General features: G+C 47.5%; 14 protein-coding genes and 5 tRNA genes. 14 read left to right on the forward strand and 5 right to left on the reverse strand.

Annotation, left to right across the window (positions count from 1 at the left end; translation table 11 throughout):
- Positions 1 to 23: 23 nt before the first annotated feature.
- The 5 genes from DWX84_RS00795 to DWX84_RS00815 form a co-directional block, all read right to left on the reverse strand.
- Positions 24 to 1142, reverse strand: a complete 1119-nt coding sequence (locus DWX84_RS00795; RefSeq protein WP_048927521.1) for a carbohydrate-binding family 9-like protein — start codon at positions 1140 to 1142, stop codon at positions 24 to 26.
- A 36-nt stretch (positions 1143 to 1178) separates the two neighbouring features.
- Positions 1179 to 2372, reverse strand: a complete 1194-nt coding sequence (locus tag DWX84_RS00800) for a serine hydrolase (protein ID WP_005867235.1) — start codon at positions 2370 to 2372, stop codon at positions 1179 to 1181.
- A 157-nt stretch (positions 2373 to 2529) separates the two neighbouring features.
- Positions 2530 to 3045: a gamma carbonic anhydrase family protein gene (locus tag DWX84_RS00805; RefSeq protein ID WP_005854163.1), complete on the reverse strand. Its 516-nt coding sequence runs from the start codon at positions 3043 to 3045 to the stop codon at positions 2530 to 2532.
- A gap of 10 nt (positions 3046 to 3055) precedes the next feature.
- Entirely contained in the window at positions 3056 to 4843 is a 1788-nt protein-coding gene (locus DWX84_RS00810) for an aminopeptidase P family protein (RefSeq protein WP_048927523.1), read from the reverse strand.
- Between the two features lie 44 nt (positions 4844 to 4887).
- Complete coding sequence (locus DWX84_RS00815; RefSeq protein ID WP_048927694.1) at positions 4888 to 5523, reverse strand: HU family DNA-binding protein; 636 nt, start codon at positions 5521 to 5523, stop codon at positions 4888 to 4890.
- A 401-nt stretch (positions 5524 to 5924) separates the two neighbouring features.
- Here DWX84_RS00815 and DWX84_RS00820 point away from each other — a divergent pair, with 401 nt between their 5' ends.
- The 14 genes from DWX84_RS00820 to rplK all read left to right on the forward strand — a co-directional run bounded on the left by DWX84_RS00820 (position 5925) and on the right by rplK (position 12489).
- The gene (locus DWX84_RS00820; RefSeq protein ID WP_008773678.1) at positions 5925 to 6782 is read left to right on the forward strand and encodes a hypothetical protein; all 858 of its coding nucleotides are present in this window, start codon (positions 5925 to 5927) and stop codon (positions 6780 to 6782) included.
- A gap of 14 nt (positions 6783 to 6796) precedes the next feature.
- Positions 6797 to 7834 (forward strand): S-methyl-5-thioribose-1-phosphate isomerase, encoded by a 1038-nt coding sequence (gene mtnA / locus DWX84_RS00825; protein WP_048927524.1) that lies wholly within the window; start codon positions 6797 to 6799, stop codon positions 7832 to 7834.
- Positions 7835 to 7918: 84 nt separating this feature from the next.
- Positions 7919 to 8110, forward strand: a complete 192-nt coding sequence (rpsU, locus tag DWX84_RS00830; protein WP_005854174.1) for a 30S ribosomal protein S21 — start codon at positions 7919 to 7921, stop codon at positions 8108 to 8110.
- Between the two features lie 73 nt (positions 8111 to 8183).
- Positions 8184 to 9092: a tyrosine-type recombinase/integrase gene (locus DWX84_RS00835; RefSeq protein WP_122377379.1), complete on the forward strand. Its 909-nt coding sequence runs from the start codon at positions 8184 to 8186 to the stop codon at positions 9090 to 9092.
- Positions 9082 to 9381 carry a ribosome hibernation-promoting factor, HPF/YfiA family gene (gene hpf / locus DWX84_RS00840; RefSeq protein ID WP_008778704.1) on the forward strand — a complete coding sequence of 100 codons (300 nt, stop codon included), beginning with the start codon at positions 9082 to 9084 and terminating at the stop codon, positions 9379 to 9381. The genes DWX84_RS00835 and hpf overlap by 11 nt, the downstream gene beginning before the upstream one ends.
- A gap of 93 nt (positions 9382 to 9474) precedes the next feature.
- A tRNA-Thr gene (locus DWX84_RS00845) sits at positions 9475 to 9548 on the forward strand.
- Positions 9549 to 9567: 19 nt separating this feature from the next.
- Positions 9568 to 9650, forward strand: a tRNA-Tyr gene (locus tag DWX84_RS00850).
- 44 nt (positions 9651 to 9694) lie between these two features.
- Positions 9695 to 9767: transfer RNA gene (locus tag DWX84_RS00855), tRNA-Gly, on the forward strand.
- A gap of 10 nt (positions 9768 to 9777) precedes the next feature.
- Positions 9778 to 9849: transfer RNA gene (locus DWX84_RS00860), tRNA-Thr, on the forward strand.
- A 49-nt stretch (positions 9850 to 9898) separates the two neighbouring features.
- Entirely contained in the window at positions 9899 to 11086 is a 1188-nt protein-coding gene (tuf, locus tag DWX84_RS00865; RefSeq protein ID WP_048927526.1) for an elongation factor Tu, read from the forward strand.
- A 52-nt stretch (positions 11087 to 11138) separates the two neighbouring features.
- A tRNA-Trp gene (locus DWX84_RS00870) sits at positions 11139 to 11211 on the forward strand.
- An 18-nt stretch (positions 11212 to 11229) separates the two neighbouring features.
- Positions 11230 to 11424 (forward strand): preprotein translocase subunit SecE, encoded by a 195-nt coding sequence (secE, locus tag DWX84_RS00875; protein WP_005854211.1) that lies wholly within the window; start codon positions 11230 to 11232, stop codon positions 11422 to 11424.
- 11 nt (positions 11425 to 11435) lie between these two features.
- Positions 11436 to 11978, forward strand: a complete 543-nt coding sequence (gene nusG / locus DWX84_RS00880) for a transcription termination/antitermination protein NusG (protein ID WP_048927527.1) — start codon at positions 11436 to 11438, stop codon at positions 11976 to 11978.
- Between the two features lie 67 nt (positions 11979 to 12045).
- Positions 12046 to 12489 (forward strand): 50S ribosomal protein L11, encoded by a 444-nt coding sequence (rplK, locus tag DWX84_RS00885; protein WP_005867244.1) that lies wholly within the window; start codon positions 12046 to 12048, stop codon positions 12487 to 12489.
- Positions 12490 to 12491: the final 2 nt, after the last annotated feature.

Consider the following 12491-nt stretch of genomic DNA (forward strand, 5'->3'; position numbering starts at 1 on the left):
TGTAAGTTGATTAATAAATTATGTTATTTCTTTTTAGGCCATACCAGACCGTCTTGCCGGATATTCCATACCGTACCGTCCGATGTGGGTAGCGATATCTCGTACATAGAAGGTGTCGTATGTATTTCCAGTTGATTGGCGATCTCTTGCGGGCATAGCTTGTTTGCCTTCAAGTCGTTGATGTTATTGGCATAATGCCCGAAGGTCGCGGCGAACTCATTCTGACGGTAATATAAATTACGCAAGATCCATTTCGTCTCCTCCGAAGGATGTTTTACGAAAGTAGTCTCACCTTCTCCCGCAATCTTATCCGATATTTGAACATAACCCCAGTATTCGGGCATATGGATATTGATTACCCCGGTAGGCGCCCATACCCAGTTGTACTCGCGAATCTTATCCTCTCCTTGGATAGGGACTTTCACGTATTTACCGTCTTTCACGTCCGTTGTCCATTCCACACGGGAGAAGTTCACACGGATCTGCTCGCCGATTTCCGGCTTTTCTTTTCCTCTGTCCATTTGGAATACGGAAGTCCAAGGAATGAATACCTCTACGCTCCATGATTTATCCGTGTCTTTCGGGTTATTCAGCGTACCGTCCACATAAACAGCGGATTTCATTCCAGCGAACTCCCAGTTATTCAATACTTGCGGATTATCCCGGTAGGGGCGGGTTAAGAACAAGTCCCATTCCGTACCTAAGGCGTTCACCTCGTACTCCAGATAATTATGGGTGTCGTTCGTAGGATTCAGGAAGATCTCGAAGTCGTTGTCATGGAAGATCACGGCGTCGTGTTCCGTGATGGTCGCCCATACGTGCGGCTCCTCCATAAGGACGGCGAAGTACATTCCGTTATCATCGTAAGTCATCTTGGCCCGGGTCTGGAAGTGAGGGGCCGGGCGTTTGTCTCCTTCGATATCCACGAAGTCGCTGGTCCAAGGTATCGCGTCCCATTCCCCGGGAGAAAGCTTTCCGTCGATCTTGATAGGAGCGGGGGCCTTGTAGCAAACATACGTCGGCGGATTGAACGGTGGTTGCGGCATATACGTGATGTCCGGCTTTTGCGTACTGGGTTTCTGTGCGCAAGAAAGCAATAGGAGTGCCGCCAATGGCGCTGTCGTTAAAATCGTTTTTCTCATGTGCGTTTATTTTTAGATCGTTTGATAAATAGATTCTTATTGAAGTAAGTCCATCGCCGCGTCCAACCATGTATTTATATCGTCCGGATAATGTTGGTCGGCGGTATAAGTATCGCTGCGTTTGTGCCCGAGTCTTACGATCACGGCGTTCTTTTCCGGGAGCGTGAAGACATATTGCCCCAAGATTCCTCTCATATAAGGGATCTTCATCCCTTTGTAATCGAGAATCCAGTATTGGAATCCGTAACAATGGTTGGGTTTGCCGAGATCCTTATAGACAAGACGGGTATCGGGGCTTGTCGCTTCCGCCAGATAAGCGGGAGAGATCAATTGCTGGCCATCCCATTGACCGTTGTTGAGTAATAATTGTCCGAAGCGGGCGAAATCACGGGCGTTACTGTTGAAACAGCAATAGGCTTTTTCCATGCCGTCCTTCCGGTCGAGGCTCCAAAGGGCGCTTTCCTCAGCGTGCATCGGAGTCCATAGTTTGCGGGATACATAATCGCTGAGTTTCTCCCCGGTAGCCTTCTCCACGATAAAGCCCAGCAGTTGTGTCACGCCGCTTTGGTAGATAAAGTTTACGCCGGGCTCGTCGATCTCTTTCATCCCGAAGGCGATTTCCTGTAGGTCATCGCCATAATACAACTGGGTGGTAGGAGAGAAAGGAGAGCTGTAAGCCTCGTCGAAATCCACGCCGGCGCTCATGGTCAGCAAATGGCGAAGCGTTAGGGCCTTTCCGTCGTATCCCTTGAATTCCGGGAAAAAGTCGCTTACCGGTTGATCGACATCGCGGATAAATCCATCGTCGATAGCGCAGCCGATCGCTAACGAGACGATGCTTTTCGCCATCGAGAAGGAGTTGCTATGCGATTCCGGGGAATAATCTTCCCAATATTGCTCGAATAGCAGTCGATTGTCTTGGATGATTACATAGGCAACCGTACCCAGCTCCTCAAACCGGGGAAGATAACGCTCTGGAATACTTTTCGTATTGTAAGCTTCCGATAGTTCCCAAGGGCGGGGCGAACCTGCTTTTACGACCCGGTTCTCGAAAATCGGATATTGATCGATCTTGGGTAATAAATGAGTAAGCGCTCTGCGCAAATAATAATTGGAGGGTAACGTTAGATACCCTCCGATTCCTACTATAAAAATAAACACTATCCATCTCACGCTTCGAGACAAATAGTGTTTATTGTTTTGAATTCCTTTATTTGAATTATTTTTCATGTAACCACTTTTTGCCTGAAGGGGTATACGTGTAAATTAAGCCTATTAGGCAAATAATCCCGACAACTCCAAGAAAGATTACTAACTCCATATTATTGTCCTTTTTTTCATAGATACAAATATATGGTTTATAATTCAAATAATCAAATACATGTCCTTATTCTTTATACCAAGAAGAATACATATGGTAGTTTTTGGCTATTTTCTGGTTGATCTCCTTCGCTTGCTCGGGATCAACCTTCTTGACGAACTTAGCGGGAACTCCGGCGTAGATACTGCCCGGCTCGACGATCGTCTTGCTTAGTACTACGGAACCTGCGGCGATGATCGCTCCCTCGCCTACTACGGCGTGATCCAATACCACGGAGCCCATTCCGATCAAGGCGCCATTGCAAATCTTCGCCCCGTGGATCGTTACGTTATGGCCGATGGATACATCATCGCCGATCTCGATCGTCGATTTCTCATATAAGGTGTGAAGGACGGAACCATCCTGTACGTTTACGCCGTTGCCGATGCGAATCGAGTTCACGTCGCCGCGAAGCACGGTGCCAAACCAGATACTGCAACCTTCACCGATCTCTACGTCACCTATAATCGTGGCGTTGTCTGCTAAAAAAGTGTCTTTACCGATCTTCGGGGTAAAGCCACGAACGGATTTAATTAATGCCATTTTTAGTTGTTTAAATTTCTGTTGTTTTCTCTTTCAGCCAAGCTTTCTCCTCCTCGTTCAAGAACGGGCTGATCTTGTCGTATACCATTTGGTGGTACTTGTTCAGCCAAGCGTGCTCACGGACAGAGAGCATGGGGATGATAATCAAGCTCGTGTCGATGAAACAAAGCGTCAGCGTATCGAATCCTAGGAATTTCCCGAATTCCGTTTCGCTGTCCTCACGTACCAAGATCATGTTCTCCGTACGGATACCGTATTCGCCGGTACGATACATGGCCGGCTCGTCGCTGATCACCATTCCGGGCTTCAAGGTCACCGGGTTCTCCTCCATGCGGATGCTTTGGGGGCCTTCGTGTACGTTTAGGCAATGGCCGATACCGTGACCGGTTCCGTGCAAGTAATTGATTCCGGAATCCCATAGCGCTTTACGGGCAAGGATATCGATCTGGGAACCTCGTGTTCCGGCGGGAAACTTGCTTTTCGCCAAGCTGATCGTACCTTTCAACACACGGGTGAAATCCTTTTTCATCTGCTCCGTCGGCTCTCCAAGGGCGATCGTGCGGGTGATATCCGTCGTACCGTCCAGATATTGTGCGCCGGAATCGATCAAAAGCAATCCTTCCGGCTTCAAGGTCGCATCCGTCTCCGGCGTAGCGGAGTAATGAACAATCGCTCCATGCTCGGCGTAGCCGCAGATCGTGCCGAAGCTATCCATGATGTATTGCGGTTGTTCCGCACGTAAGGCTGTCAGCTTCTCGGCGGCGCTGATCTCTGTAACTTGGGCTCCTTCCGCCATTTGTTTCTCCAGCCAGATATAGAATTTTGTCAAGGCGACACCATCTTTTACCACGGCGTTTTGGAATCCCTTGATCTCGGTCTCGTTCTTGATGCTCTTCAAGTGATTGGCGGGGGAGATCCCTTCCACGATCGTACAGTTTCCTGGGATCGCATCGTATAAGGAGACGTTCGTCTTGTTCATATCCACGAATACCCGGCTGTTTTCCGGTAGGCGGGACAGATACCTCTGGATCATGGAGTATTCGGCCAGCGTAACCCCTTCTTTCTTCAAATGCTCGGTGATCTCGGCGGTCAGCTTCTCCGGCTTGATGAAAAGCACGCTCTCATCCTCCGATACAAAGGCGTAGCTGACTACGACCGGGTTATAGGTCACGTCCGTACCCCGGATATTGAATGTCCACGCGATCTCGTCTAAGGCGGCGAGGATCAAGCAGTCGGCGCCCTCGCTCCGCAACTGGTTATTGATTAGGTCTAGTTTCTCGTGCACGGAGGCTCCGCTTAATGCTTCCGGCATCTCGAATATCGGGTTTCCGGGAACGGCGGGACGGTCCTTCCAGATACCCTCGATCAGGTCGGCCGAGGTATCCAGCTTGATTTCTTTACGGCTTAGTTTATTAGCCAAGGCACTCGCTTCGGCGGCGCTATAGGTTTGCCCGTCCAGCCCTACGGCCTGTCCGGCGTGTAACTCATGCAAGAGGAATTCCGTGATAGACGGTGTCTCCGGAAGCGCCAACTTATAGAGTTCGATACCGGAACCTTCCAGCTGGCTGGCCGCTTGCAGGAAATACCGGGAATCGGTCCATAAGCCCGCCTTGTCCGCGGTGACCACGATCGTTCCCGCCGAGCCGGTGAAGCCGGATATCCATTCTCTCGATTTCCAGCGATCGGCCGGATACTCGCTTAGGTGCGGGTCGGAACTGGGTATGATGTAAGCGTCAACCTTCTGTTGTCTCATAGCCTCCCGTAGGGCGGCGATACGTTCAGGAATGTTTGTTTTCATCGCATTTTATTTTAGTCAACATTAATACTCGCAAAGTTAATGAATTATTTTGGATTTGTCTCGCCGGAAACCGGCTCTTCTACCTTATAATATAGATGGGAAGTGCCTAGCTTTTCCCACCGCAGTTTCCCTTCCTCTACCAGCCGCCGCAAGTCGAGGGAAGCCTTGCTTCTGGAGCATCCGCAGAGCGACATATACTTCTTCTGGTGGATAAAAGGGTTCGTCTCCAGATAACGGAATACCTCTTGCTCGCATTCCTTGGCGGAGGGATACGCGGGATCGCTAACCGTGTACTCGTCACGAAACACCGGCATGGTCTTCAGTCGGTCTCTTAGTTCCTTGGACGATCTGAACTTCACGTCCTTGAAATGGATGGATTCCGCCCGGATCTCATTTTTTTCCATCACGGGCCGGCTTTTCAGTGAGACGCTGAAAGTACCGATCCCCTCTAGCTCCACGTTATAACCGTACATGAGGAAGTCCACCATCATGTCTTGGAAAAGCTGCAAGATCCCTTTCATATCCGCGGGAGAGAAAGAAGACCGGGACTTCGCTCTATTGATGAACTCACCCGTATGTATCGTCCCGCAAGAGACCAAACGAGGATGTAGGGGTAATGACTTCCCGGATTCCTCTGGATTCGGGTTGGGATTTCTGACTAGCTTGTAATTTGCTGACATCTGTGCTGTGTTTAAATGGTTATAGATCTTTTGTCCGATTCTTCTAGATCGCTTACTCGTTTCTATAGGCGAGCTTAGCGGTTTCTTCAAGAAGAATTCATCTTCCAACAGCCGTTGCATGATCATGCACCAACTGTTGGAAGATCATCCACCATTCGTTAGATGATCGTCTAACGGATGGTGGATAATGAATACTTCAGCTTCAAAGGTACAATATATAAAAGAGAAAAGGGTAAGGATTCCGGATAAAAGAGCTAAAGGTTATGATAAATGTATATGGGCTCACAGCCTTGTGGTCCACAACCTTGTGAACCGATCCCTTTAAATCAAGTTAAAGATAAGGCACCCAATAGATATCAAGGAATAATTTGCTAGCTTTGTAGAAACAAATAAGAAGTGCCATGAGGAATCTGCTTTATCTTTTTGTCTTTGCGGCTCTGCTTCTCGGTTTGAGCGCATGTTCTTCTTATTATTATTCGATGTTGAACTCGAATGACCCCGTCGGGGAGAAGAATGAGAGAGGTGATTTTGTGCAGGAAAACGATACGGTACGTATCTCTTATCGTTTCTGGGGAGAGAACGCCCCGGTTACTATTACCATTTATAATAAATTGGATGAACCCTTGTATGTGGATTGGGGGCGGTCGGCGCTGATTATCGATGACGTGGCTACCACCTACGATCCGAAAGTGGCCTCGGTGAGAGGCGAGAGCTCTAGCGTGGCATCCGGTAGCTCCTTTCATTGGAGCGATAGGAGCAGCAGCGGGTGGAGCTACTCGGAAGGTTCCTTCTCCGGTGATGTGAGTTTGCCGAAGGGCGTTGAGTTTATCCCTCCGCATTCCAAATTAGTCAATACGCCTTTGCAATTAGCCAACTTCCCGTTTAACGAGATCCCGAAGGAAGAGTATGTAAAGGAGCAAATGACAACGAAAGCAAACACCACCGTAAATATCCGAGTGAAGGATTTTACGGAGGAAGATTCTCCGCTGAGATTCCGTAGCTACCTGACGTTGTTCGCCGGAGGGACCAATGGGAAGCCCTTGAAGCATTCCTCTTTTGAGCGAAACTTCTATCTGGCGAAATTGATCAAGGTCGGCGACGTGGCTCCCCAGTATTTCGATGAGGGACAGCAGCAATCCGGCGATTTCTTTTACGTGAAAGAGACTCATGGAGCTACGGCAGGCCTTGTCGTAGGAGCGATAGCGGTTACCGCCGCAGGGGTGGCGATAGAAGCTACGCTGGGTCCCGTGAACTATTAATATATTCATATCGAATGATACAAACTCTATCTGATTTAAAGACCGTGCGTTTCAACGAGCAAGCGGACGGTGTGATCATTTTGGACCAAACTCTGCTGCCGGGTAAGGAAGCGTATCTGACCCTTACCACTGCCGAGGAGATATGGGATGCCATCTATAAATTAAAGGTACGTGGAGCACCTGCTATCGGGATAGCGGCCGCTTATGGTGTCTATGTCTGCGCCCGTCGGATTGATACGGCGGAGAAATCCGTTTTCGTGAATGAGTTTCGGAAGATCAAGGAGTATTTGGCCGGTTCCCGTCCGACGGCGGTGAATCTGGTGGCGGCGCTGAACCGGATGGAGCGGGTATTGGTCGCTCATCCAACCTTGTCTGTCCCGGAATGGAAAGAGCTATTATATAAGGAAGCGATCGCGATCCGGGAGGAAGACGCCGCCGCTTGCCGGCAGATCGGCGAGAACTGTCTGGAGCTACTCCGTCCCGGGATGGGAATCCTTACGCATTGCAACGCCGGACATCTGGCGGTCTCGGAGTATGGCACCGCCTTGGCGCCGATTTATCTGGGGCAGGAGAGAGGCTATGGTTTCAAGGTCTTCGCCGACGAGACCCGTCCTTTGTTGCAAGGCGCCCGGCTCACGGCCTATGAGCTAAGCAGGGCCGGCGTGGACGTGACGCTGATTTGCGATAATATGGCCTCTATCGTCATGCGGAAAGGCTGGGTGCAAGCCGTGGTCGTAGGTTGCGACCGTGTAGCCGCCAATGGTGACGTGGCGAATAAGATCGGCACGTCCGGGGTGGCTATCTTGGCCCGGCATTACAAGATCCCCTTCTATGTATTAGGCCCGACATCCACCATCGATAGCTCGTGCCCGGACGGCGATTCCATTGTAATAGAGGAACGTAACCCCGATGAGGTCACCGAGATGTGGTATTCAAGGCGTATGGCCCCGAAAGACGTAAAAGTCTACAACCCCGCCTTCGACATTACTCCCCACGAGCTAATCACGGCTATAATTACGGAGAAAGGCATCTTTTATAAAAATAATCGCTGAAAGTTTTGCTAATCCCGAAACAATCAGTAATTTTGCCGCTCAATTTGAGGATATAAATAATTAAACAATATAACAATTTAAATTATGATCGTAGTTCCATTAAAAGAAGGCGAAAACATCGAGAAGGCGCTTAAGAAATTCAAGAGAAAGTTCGAGAAAACAGGTGTAGTCAAGGAATTGAGAGGCCGTCAGGCTTTCGAGAAACCGTCTGTTACGAAGAGAAAGCAGACTATGCGTGCTATCTACGTACAGCATTTGCAACAAGTAGAAGAATAATTATAGCTTCCGGGCTTGTTTTATTGAATTCTTATTCCTATTTTCGTTGCATGAATGTTGATGCAACGAGAATATGCTGATCGATGACTTTCTAAACTATCTCAGGTATGAGCGGAACTATTCCAATTATACGATTGGTGCCTATTCGAAAGATTTGGACCAATTCCAGAGGTATGTAAGAGAGCATCGAGAAGGTGTATTCAACCCCGGGGAAATCGACTCGGATTTCGTGAGAAGCTGGATCGTCAGTTTGATGGACGAGAAGCTTTCTCCCGTATCGGTAAACCGGAAATTAAGTTCTTTGAAATCTTTTTTTAAGTTTCTCATGAAACGGGGCATTGTCTCTGCGAATCCGTTGAGATTGGTGAACGGTCCGAAAACGAAGAAACCCTTACCTTATTTTATTAAGGATAGCGAGTTGGAGGCGTTGTTGGACGGGGACGGATTTGATGAGGATTTTGAAGGTGTGAGGAATCGGTTGATCATTGAGATGCTATACGATACCGGGATGCGCCGCTCAGAGTTAATCGGCATACGAAACGTGGATGTGGATTATGAGGCGATGCAGGTCAAGGTAACCGGAAAGCGGAACAAGCAGCGGTTGATTCCTTTTGCGGAGGGTTTAAAAAACTTAATGCTTGCATACACGGAAGTCCGTGATCGTGAGGTTGAGGCAGCCGGTGAATGGTTTTTCGTTCGAAAGAACGGGAACCAGTTGTCGACGGGGATTGTTTATAATATAGTAAAAAAGCAATTGTCGGAGATACCCATGCTGGCGAAACGAAGTCCACACGTGTTACGACATTCATTTGCAACGAGTATGTTAAACAACGGAGCCGAGCTGAACGCTGTGAAAGATTTATTAGGTCATAGCAGTTTAGCGTCTACCAGTGTTTACACGCATACAACCTTTGAGGAATTAAAAAAAGTGTATCATGCTCATCCAAGAGCAAAAAAAGAAGGAGGTTATTATGGACGTTAGAATTCAAGCAATTCATTTCGACGCAACTGCACAGTTGGAGGCGTTTATTCAGAAGAAAGTTTCTAAATTGGAGCAATACTTCGATGGTATTATATTGGCAGAGGTTACATTGAAGGTGGTTAAGCCTGAGACGGTGAAGAACAAGCAGGCCAGTATAATGTTGTCCGTGAAGAACGGGGAATGTTTCGCTGATAAAATAAACGATACTTTCGAAGGGGCGATAGACGATTGTGTTGAGGCTTTGGAGAAGCAACTGGTTAAATTCAAAGAAAAAATCAGAGCCAAATAAAAAAAACGGTAGATAAATTTGGTATGTAAGAAATAATATCTAAATTTGCAGCCGTTTCGCCGTGGTGACGAAACGGCTGCTTTTAGAAGTATCGCCTCTTTAGCTCAGTTGGCCAGAGCACGTGATTTGTAATCTCGGGGTCGTTGGTTCGAATCGGACAAGAGGCTCAAAAGAATGTATTGGAATGGGCAGTTACCAGAGTGGCCAAATGGGGCTGACTGTAACTCAGCTGGCTTTCTCCTTCGGTGGTTCGAATCCATCACTGCCCACACGAATGAAACAAAGGAGAGAATCGGTTGGTTCATTCGGTCTTGCGGAAGTAGCTCAGTTGATAGAGCATTAGCCTTCCAAGCTGAGGGTCGCGGGTTTGAGCCCCGTCTTCCGCTCTTATAAGTTGCCTGTGTAGCTCAGCGGTAGAGCACTTCCTTGGTAAGGAAGAGGTCCCGAGTTCAAGTCTCGGCACCGGCTCAATTGAAAATTGAACATGATCATTAATCAAATAAAGAACAATTAAGTTATGGCAAAAGAGAAATTTGACAGATCGAAACCACATGTGAACATTGGTACGATTGGTCACGTTGACCACGGTAAAACAACTTTGACAGCTGCTATCACAACAGTATTGGCAAAGAAAGGTCTTTCAGAGTTGCGTTCATTCGATTCTATCGACAACGCTCCTGAAGAAAAAGAGAGAGGTATCACAATCAACACTTCTCACGTAGAGTATCAGACTGCAAACCGTCACTATGCTCACGTAGACTGTCCGGGTCACGCCGACTACGTAAAGAACATGGTAACTGGTGCTGCTCAGATGGACGGTGCTATCATCGTAGTTGCTGCTACTGATGGTCCTATGCCTCAAACTCGCGAGCACATCCTTTTGGCTCGTCAGGTAAACGTTCCGAGATTGGTTGTATTCATGAACAAGTGTGACATGGTTGACGACGAGGAAATGTTGGAATTGGTTGAGATGGAGATGAGAGAGTTGCTTTCATTCTATCAATTCGACGGTGACAACACTCCGATCATCCGTGGTTCTGCTCTTGGTGCATTGAACGGTGATCCTCAATGGGAAGATAAAGTAATGGAGTTGATGGAAGCTTGTGATACTTGGATTCCTCTGCCTCCGCGTGAAATCGACAAGCCGTTCTTGATGCCGGTTGAGGACGTATTCTCAATCACGGGTCGTGGTACTGTTGCTACAGGTCGTATCGAGACAGGTATTGTTAAGGTTGGTGAGGAAGTTCAGATCATCGGTCTTGGCGCTGCTGGTAAGAAATCTGTTGTTACAGGTGTTGAGATGTTCCGTAAGTTATTGGATCAAGGTGAGGCTGGTGACAACGTTGGTTTGTTGCTTCGCGGTATCGATAAGAACGAGATCAAGCGTGGTATGGTAATCTGCCACCCGGGTCAGGTTAAAGAGCATTCTAAGTTCAAGGCTGAGGTTTATATCTTGAAGAAAGAGGAAGGTGGTCGTCACACTCCGTTCCACAACAAATATCGTCCTCAGTTCTACATCCGTACATTGGATGTAACTGGTGAGATCACTTTGCCGGAAGGAACTGAAATGGTAATGCCGGGTGATAACGTAACGATCGAGGTTGAGTTGATCTATCCGGTAGCATGTAGCGTAGGTCTTCGTTTCGCTATCCGCGAGGGTGGACGTACAGTAGGTGCAGGCCAGATCACAGAATTAGAGAACTAATTCAAACATTAGATAATGTTATAGCCAGTCTTTTTAAGGGCTGGCTATTTCTACGGAAGTAGCTCAGTCGGTAGAGCACTGGTCTCCAAAACCAGGTGTCGGGAGTTCGAGCCTCTCCTTCCGTGCTAAAATCTATAGATTCGATGAAAAAGATAATTACTTATATTAAGGAATCTTATAACGAACTTGTTTATAAAGTTTCTTGGCCTACGAGAGCAGAGCTTTCCAATAGTGCGGTTGTTGTTATGTTTGCTTCCCTTATCATCGCCGCATTGATCTTTGTTGTTGACGGGGCCTTCGAGGCTGTTATGCGTTTCTTCTACAACCAAATTTTCTAATCAGTTAAGGTATGTCTGATATCCAAAAGAAATTTTATGTTCTGCGTGCCATCAGTGGCAAGGAGAACAAGGTGCGGGAATATCTAGAGGCTGAGCTGAAGAATACGGATCTGGGAGAATATGTATTTCAAGTCTTGATTCCGACCGAGAAAACCTTTACGGTACGAAACGGTAAGAAGGTCATGAAAGAAAGAGCTTACTTGCCGGGTTATGTACTGGTTGAGGCCGCTTTGGTCGGTGAGGTTGCTCATCGATTGCGGAACATTCCGAACGTGATTGGTTTCTTGGGTGGTTCTGATACCCCCGTGCCATTACGTCCTGCGGAAGTGAATCGTATCTTAGGTACGGTTGACGAGTTGCAGGAACAACAAGAGGATCTGGATATCCAGTTCTATGTTGGCGAGAGTGTGAAGATTACTTTTGGACCGTTCAGCGGTTTCACGGGTATAATCGAAGAGGTCAACGCCGAGAAAAAGAAACTTAAGGTGATGGTTAAGGTCTTCGGACGCAAGACTCCCCTTGAGTTGGGTTATATGCAAGTTGAGAAAGAATAGTACTCTGGTTACGAAAAGTGCTACCTTTCTGTTATTGATGTTATATATCTAAAAAATTTTAGAAACAATGGCTAAAGAAGTTGCTGGACAAATCAAATTGCAGATTAAAGGAGGAGCAGCAAACCCTTCTCCCCCAGTAGGACCTGCTTTGGGTTCTAAGGGTATTAACATTATGGAGTTTTGCAAGCAATTTAATGCCAAGACCCAAGACAAGGCTGGTAAGATATTACCTGTTGTAATTACTTACTATGCCGATAAGTCTTTCGACTTTGTCGTTAAAACTCCTCCTGTGGCAATCCAGTTGTTGGAAGCTACTAAGAAGAAGAGCGGTTCCGCTCAACCTAACCGTGCTAAGATCGCTGAGATCACATGGGAGCAGGTGAAAGCTATCGCTGAAGACAAATTAGTCGATCTAAACTGCTTTACTGTCGAGTCAGCCATGAGAATGGTTGCGGGAACAGCCAGAAGTATGGGTATCACTGTTAAAGGGACATTCCCGGGTAATAATTAATA

The sequence above is a fragment of the Parabacteroides sp. AF21-43 genome (assembly GCF_003635435.1).
Taxonomy (GTDB): domain Bacteria; phylum Bacteroidota; class Bacteroidia; order Bacteroidales; family Tannerellaceae; genus Parabacteroides; species Parabacteroides distasonis.

What these genes read in the sequence shown, in the direction of transcription:
- secE (WP_005854211.1), top strand. Translation starts at nt 11,230, where the DNA reads ATGAAAAAGATAATTACTTATATTAAGGAATCTTATAACGAACTTGTT.
- nusG (WP_048927527.1), top strand. Translation starts at nt 11,436, where the DNA reads ATGTCTGATATCCAAAAGAAATTTTATGTTCTGCGTGCCATCAGTGGC.
- DWX84_RS00805 (WP_005854163.1), bottom strand. Translation starts at nt 3,045, where the DNA reads ATGGCATTAATTAAATCCGTTCGTGGCTTTACCCCGAAGATCGGTAAA.
- rplK (WP_005867244.1), top strand. Translation starts at nt 12,046, where the DNA reads ATGGCTAAAGAAGTTGCTGGACAAATCAAATTGCAGATTAAAGGAGGA.
- DWX84_RS00800 (WP_005867235.1), bottom strand. Translation starts at nt 2,372, where the DNA reads ATGAAAAATAATTCAAATAAAGGAATTCAAAACAATAAACACTATTTG.
- mtnA (WP_048927524.1), top strand. Translation starts at nt 6,797, where the DNA reads ATGATACAAACTCTATCTGATTTAAAGACCGTGCGTTTCAACGAGCAA.
- tuf (WP_048927526.1), top strand. Translation starts at nt 9,899, where the DNA reads ATGGCAAAAGAGAAATTTGACAGATCGAAACCACATGTGAACATTGGT.
- hpf (WP_008778704.1), top strand. Translation starts at nt 9,082, where the DNA reads ATGGACGTTAGAATTCAAGCAATTCATTTCGACGCAACTGCACAGTTG.
- rpsU (WP_005854174.1), top strand. Translation starts at nt 7,919, where the DNA reads ATGATCGTAGTTCCATTAAAAGAAGGCGAAAACATCGAGAAGGCGCTT.
- DWX84_RS00815 (WP_048927694.1), bottom strand. Translation starts at nt 5,523, where the DNA reads ATGTCAGCAAATTACAAGCTAGTCAGAAATCCCAACCCGAATCCAGAG.
- DWX84_RS00820 (WP_008773678.1), top strand. Translation starts at nt 5,925, where the DNA reads ATGAGGAATCTGCTTTATCTTTTTGTCTTTGCGGCTCTGCTTCTCGGT.
- DWX84_RS00810 (WP_048927523.1), bottom strand. Translation starts at nt 4,843, where the DNA reads ATGAAAACAAACATTCCTGAACGTATCGCCGCCCTACGGGAGGCTATG.
- DWX84_RS00835 (WP_122377379.1), top strand. Translation starts at nt 8,184, where the DNA reads ATGCTGATCGATGACTTTCTAAACTATCTCAGGTATGAGCGGAACTAT.
- DWX84_RS00795 (WP_048927521.1), bottom strand. Translation starts at nt 1,142, where the DNA reads ATGAGAAAAACGATTTTAACGACAGCGCCATTGGCGGCACTCCTATTG.